Origin of the sequence: Pseudorhodoplanes sp., from assembly GCF_050250235.1 — a bacterium.
Taxonomy (GTDB): domain Bacteria; phylum Pseudomonadota; class Alphaproteobacteria; order Rhizobiales; family Xanthobacteraceae; genus Pseudorhodoplanes.
Genome location: NZ_JBFWPA010000245.1, coordinates 1 through 5,596, shown reverse-complemented (window position 1 = coordinate 5,596; position 5,596 = coordinate 1). Strand labels below are relative to the sequence as shown.

Genomic DNA, 5,596 nt, shown 5'->3' with positions numbered 1-5,596 from the left:
CCCTATCGGGCACGTCGGTCGGCCCGCGCTTCAGAATCTCCCGCCGTAGATCACATCACCCTTCGGATCGATTGCCTTTAGCGCGTCAAAGAACCTTTCAGCTCGAACGATCATGTCGTGCTGGGCGTATGCACGCGCAGCCCTTCGGAAAGCCTCCGCACGCAGGTCGACCGATCCTTGGCCAGTTCGCCAGCTGTAATGCGTTCCGTAAGCGCTTCAATTTCTTTGGGCCAAGGCGTCGGGATAATCTTTGGGGTCCGGGGGATTTCAGCGAAGGTGACGTGTCCGGTTGCCTTCACAAACTCCCTGAACTGACGGTTGGTGACCGGGGTCGCATCGATCCAATAACTATCGACCGCCACCCGATGGGATGGCGCCTCTTCCGGATAGTGCTTGTCCGATCCCATGCTGAAAGTGCCGCCGGGAATGAAAACCATTCCAGTGTCCAAATGCGGATTGGAAAGCGGCTTCTCCTCAGTCGAGATAGTACCTACCACGTCGCTCCGTCGTGGCTGAGCTGCGCCCCGTGCCGACACCGTTCATTGCTCGGCGCAGCATGACCGGCCCGCGCGACCGGCCATGCTTCGAAAGCGGCGGATCACCGATGCTGGCAGTGGTCCGCTAGTTGCCGACCGGCAGCCCGATCTGGAAGCCCTCGTTAGCTAGCTGTTCGCGGATATACTGGAACCGCTGATACTGCGTGATGGTGATCGGACCCGTGTAAACTTCGCTCTGAAGTTTGCGCGGCGGATGCTTCAAGTAGGTCTGCATCAGTTCCTTGACGGCCGCGTTGATCGTCACCAAGGTCCAGGTGTGCTCGGTGTAGTTGTTCATGAAGATGTCGTAGCGCTCCTGCGGGTCCTGCCACAGGTCGAAGACCTGTGGCACCGTCGCGGTGTACATGTTCGGACCTTTCCAGCCGAGATTGGAGTCGACCGAGAGACCGCCGGTATGGGCGCCGTTATCACCACGCAGATTGAACACAGCCTTGTAGTTGCCGACCCGCGCAGCACCCGGCGTCAGCTCGTTCTCGGTGAAATAGAACCAGCTCTTCCGCTTGGACTTGCCCTTACCGAACAAGACCGGCGACATGTCGTAGCTGTCGAAGATGATCGGCTGACCTTCTCGATCTTTTTCCGGCAGCTTTGCGCCTGCAAGGGATGCGAATGTCGCCATGTAGTCGAGGCCGCCGACGATGTCGGAGTTTTTCGATCCGGCCTTGATGCCAGGGCCCCACGCGATCGACGGAACGCGATTTCCACCCTCGCGGCATGTTCCTTTGGTGCCGCGATATGGGGTATAGCCAGCGTCGGGGTAGACGTCCTGCCAGGCACCATTGTCCGTGGTCCAAAACACATAGGTGTTCTTGTCCAAACCGAGTGAACGAATCTTATCCATGACACGGCCGATCCGCGTGTCTGCCTCGACGATCGAATCCGCATATTTGCTCTTCGACATCGATTTACCCTTGAAATCCGGGTGCGGCATATTCGGCTGATGCACCTTCATGAAGGAAACGACCATAAAGAAGGGCTGCCCCGACTTCCCATTACGGTCGAGATAGTCTAGCGAAGCCTTCTCGACATATTCGTCGTAGAACGGAATGCCCACGACGCCTTTTTCCGGCGTGTTGACATATTGTCCGTTGACCTTGAAGTCCTCCCTGGCCATTTCTCCCGTCTTGCCCGACAAGGCGCCCTTGGTCACGTTCTCGAACATCGTCCGCAGTTCGGGATCCATGTCTGGGAACCAGGTCGGGTCGGCGTATGTGTATGCATTGAGGTGATACAGGCCGACATATCGCATCTCGTCGAACCCATGCGCGGTGGGAAGCGCGTAGTCGGATTCGCCCAAGTGCCATTTGCCCGAATAAAACGTGTTGTAACCGACTGTTTTGAGAACCGACGCGACCGACCACTCTGCCGCCGGCAGGCCGCCACCTTGCCCTTGAAACGCAACCGTGGTCATGCCACTGCGGTTGGGGATGCGACCGGTGAGCATCGCTGCGCGACCTGGCGTACAACTTGCCTGTCCATAGAAAGATAGAAACTGCACGCCCTCGGCGGCCATACGATCGAGGTTGGGCGTCGGCATGCCGCGATTTTCGCCACCGCCGTAACAACCCGCGTCACCGTACCCGAAGTCATCCGATAAGATGAGGACGATGTTCGGCTTCTTTCCTGCAGTTTCTGACATGGAGATCTCCTGTCATTTTCCCGTGTGCGTTAGTGTTATTAAGTCAAGAAAATCGAACTTGAAGCAGGAGCGTCTATCTCCGCTCGGCTTTGAAGATGACATCGATCGCCTCGATGATCTTCTTGTCCTGATGCGCCTTGCAGTAGACAATCACCTCGTGAATGTCTTGCTTCACGCGCGGCAGATTGATAGCGTGCTTTTTTCCAAGGCCGTTGTACCAGCCGCTATACCAGACACCGAGGAAGTTCGCGTCTTCCTGATAGGTGTTGGCGAGCTGCCTACATGTCAGCTTTTGAACGTCGATGTACCCCCGCGCGTCCGCGTAGTCCTTCAATTCAATTTGCGCGTTTGCTGGCAGCGCGATGAGACTGAAGAGCATCGAGAGGCAGAAAGCCAGCTTCATTGTCTTCCCCCTGAACATGCGCAATTGTGCGATGCGCAACCTCCATGTTGCGCGGCACGGATGGCAAATTTTGACGGGACTTTACGCATAGCGCCGGGGATGCACTATGCGGATCGTGCCAACCCAAGTTTTTGTGATTGGCGGCAGCTTTGGCCGCTATCTTGCCAGCGTTTGAGACGGCAGCTCGCCAAAATGCTCACGATACCAGCGCGAGAAGCGCCCGAGTTCAGTGATGCCCCACCGGTTTGCGACTTCCGTTATGGTGCAGCGCCGTTCAGCCTCCGAAACAAGTTCGCGGCGGATACGGTGCAGACGTAACTTTAGAACATAGTCATAAGGCGCTTCATTCAATACCGTTACAAAGGCCCGGTGCAGCGTTCGGCGTGTTGTCGAAGACGCTGCCGCGATGGCATCAATCGAGAGAGGGTGCTCGAGATTTGCGTGGATGAACTCCCGCGCCCGAGCGACGATAAAAGCGTACTTTTGCAAGTTGAGTTTAGAGGGATAGGGTCGCGGCTCCCGTCCCAATTCGCTTATGAATATGTCGAGCAACTGCGTGCCGAGCGTTGCAGGGCTTGGCTTGGAGTTTTCCTTTCGCGCCGAATGCACATACAAGAATTCCGATCGCAGCTTGGAAAGGGTCACCTTGGAAGTTTGCCCTTTGACCACGCCGCTGCCTGAGAGTTCCTTTTTACCCAGCACGGCGCCGGCTCTCGCGGCTATCTCCTCCAGTCGTTCAAAACTGAGCGTAGCGGCCGCATACATCGAGCCGGGTGCGTAAAATGCATCTTGCACGTCGCCCGGCAAAAATACGCCAATATCTCCGCTCAATGTTTCGTTCAGCCATTGGCTTGAGCCGGCCGGAAGTGTGACACCCAGACCAAGCGTCACCATATTCTCGGAAAGCGATCCCTTGATAGAGACGTGACCACCAATGTGGCCCGTATTGTAAACGACATCATCGCAAGTTGCGAAAGCCAGGCTTCCTGTAACAGGGGCCCGCGACATCTGCATCGCGTCGAGCCCTGCGCCATGGATTGCGTCGCTCAAATCTTCGATTTTGGAGATCGAAAACCGGGCCCATTGCGGCTCAGGATCCAGCCTAACCACCTCTTACCTCCAGGTGCATGCTAGGAATAAAGCTATCGGGCACCGACCATTGCCGATCGAGTTAATGGTCACTTCTTCGGTCCCTCGGTCATCGAGCCTCGAAGCTCCGCCATGCTGGCTTGGCTAACCTGAATCAACCCTCGCCGCGGTCGATCCAGGCCGACAATGATAAAAACGAACAGGACGATCAGACCCACCATGATGTAGGCCGCAAAGAACGCGCGATATCCGCCCAGACCGGACGAATAGCGTACGACGAGACCGCCCATGAGAAAAGCGGCAAATAGCAAAAACAGATCGACTTCCGGGACGTGCCGGTTCAACGTCGCTTTGCGCTTCCCGGCGGTATCGATCGCTTTATTCAAGGCTTCAACAAACAGCCCCGTTCTAACTGGATCGAGGTCCTCCACGATCGTCTTTTGCGCCAGCGCCCACAACGCATTCAAGTCATCATTTGCCTGTTGCAACAACGGAGAACGGCCAGCTTCATCGGTGCTCGACGCCTCGCCTATCTTGATACGCAACTCGACATAGTTTCGTAACAGACGCTTTGCTTCTTCGCGGGCGGATATCGACGATCAAGGCGATACTCGCCTCCTACTGATGATCGCGGGCTGGATCGAAGCCGATGTTCCGCATGGCAGCGCGGTGATGCTGCCGGTACGCCGAGGCCGGCACTATCTCACTGCCGAGCTTTGTGACCTCGCATCTGCAAGCCTTCGATGAAGGCACCATAGAGCGCCTGCGGTGGCTTTCGATTGCGGTGATCGGAGCGTCCGGTACCGGCAGCCCGATAGCCAAAGCGATCCAGACGGGGCTCAGATGCAATCACGACCGGCGCCCATCCGGCAAGCTCGTCAATTTGATCGCAAAACTACAAAATCAGATCAGGTCTGGACTTATCGCAAAAGCGTGTGAGGGGTGGCGAGTGATGATGCCTCTCCTTCGTTGCGCCGCCTGCCACCCAGTGGGGTCGTCAGGGCGAGGCTTTCTGGCGGGCGCACCACGAGGCGTGAAAGCACAGCGACGTAAATCAGCGGCAGTATTGCGAAGCGGAGGGTATCCCGCTCAAGGCGTTCGACAACTGGCGGGCAATCTTCAAGGCCGAACCACAGCCGCCAGAACGTAAGCTGCTCTACCGGCGTCGCGGCCCAAGTTCGCCCTTTGGTCCTCCCGTTAATCCTAGGCTAAGTCACCCTCCAAGCCAAAATTTCCCGCCTAGCGCACCATTCGCGTCATGATCTTGCTCAACTCGCGGATCCACAGCACGGAGCTCGCAACAGCTGCGCAGAACAACCAGTCCGCAAGACTCAGGCTCACAGTCGAGAACGCCTCCTGCAAAAAGGGCGTGTAGATCACGAACATCTGCAGCAAAAGCGAGAACGCAACCGCGCCCCACAACCAGCGATTCGTAAAAAGCCCATGGAACGCGCTGAGTTCATCTGAGCGCGCGTTGAAGACATTGAAAAGCTGGAACAGCACGAGTGTCGTAAAGGCCATCGTCTGCCCATATGCGATCGTGCCTGAGCCTTCGATCCACCCTCCAGGAAGGGAGGCATCGAGCACGAGCAGCGTACCGGTCGCCATGACGGTACCGACCAGGAAAATTCCGCCCCACATCCGGCGTGTCATCACGCCCTCCCCACGCGGACGCGGAGGCCGTCGCATCACATCCGGATCTGCCGGATCGATTCCGATCGCGAGGGCAGGCGCTCCATCGGTCACGAGATTGATCCAGAGGATCTGCGTCGCCAGAAGCGGAAGCACGATGCCTCCAGCCAAGGTGAAGAGACCAATCGTGTCGGCAAGGATGACGCCAAAGAACATGGTCATGACCTCTCCGATATTCGACGACAGAAGATAACGCAGAAACTTTCTGATGTTGGA

The 5,596-nt window shown here is 57.0% G+C and carries 6 protein-coding genes and 1 pseudogene; 1 reads left to right on the top strand and 6 read right to left on the bottom strand.

All coding sequences use genetic code 11. The annotated features are described in order from the left end of the window. Nucleotides 1-231: 231 nt before the first annotated feature. From AB7F49_RS37795 to AB7F49_RS37785, 3 genes and pseudogenes are all read right to left on the bottom strand, one after another. Nucleotides 232-437 (bottom strand): annotated as a pseudogene (locus AB7F49_RS37795) (formylglycine-generating enzyme family protein); the annotation flags it as partial. Between the two features lie 184 nt (nucleotides 438-621). Continuing rightward, nucleotides 622-2,196: an arylsulfatase gene (locus tag AB7F49_RS37790; RefSeq protein WP_428532654.1), complete on the bottom strand. Its 1,575-nt coding sequence runs from the start codon at nucleotides 2,194-2,196 to the stop codon at nucleotides 622-624. Nucleotides 2,197-2,269: 73 nt separating this feature from the next. Continuing rightward, on the bottom strand, nucleotides 2,270-2,599 hold the full coding sequence (locus tag AB7F49_RS37785; RefSeq protein WP_428532651.1) for an HdeA/HdeB family chaperone: 330 nt from the start codon (nucleotides 2,597-2,599) through the stop codon (nucleotides 2,270-2,272). 106 nt (nucleotides 2,600-2,705) lie between these two features. Here AB7F49_RS37785 and AB7F49_RS37780 point away from each other — a divergent pair, with 106 nt between their 5' ends. Then, a complete protein-coding gene (locus AB7F49_RS37780) occupies nucleotides 2,706-2,774 on the top strand; it encodes a hypothetical protein (protein ID WP_428532657.1) in 69 nt (22 codons plus the stop codon). Here AB7F49_RS37780 and AB7F49_RS37775 read toward each other — a convergent pair. The 3 genes from AB7F49_RS37775 to AB7F49_RS37765 all read right to left on the bottom strand — a co-directional run. Continuing rightward, nucleotides 2,756-3,709 (bottom strand): helix-turn-helix domain-containing protein, encoded by a 954-nt coding sequence (locus AB7F49_RS37775; protein WP_428532648.1) that lies wholly within the window; start codon nucleotides 3,707-3,709, stop codon nucleotides 2,756-2,758. The two genes, AB7F49_RS37780 and AB7F49_RS37775, sit on opposite strands and share 19 nt — an antisense overlap. A 68-nt stretch (nucleotides 3,710-3,777) precedes the next feature. Beyond that, nucleotides 3,778-4,233 (bottom strand): hypothetical protein, encoded by a 456-nt coding sequence (locus AB7F49_RS37770; RefSeq protein ID WP_428532645.1) that lies wholly within the window; start codon nucleotides 4,231-4,233, stop codon nucleotides 3,778-3,780. Nucleotides 4,234-4,927: 694 nt separating this feature from the next. Further along, the coding region (locus AB7F49_RS37765) for a cation transporting ATPase C-terminal domain-containing protein (protein ID WP_428532642.1) at nucleotides 4,928-5,596 on the bottom strand (669 nt) is incomplete at its 5' end.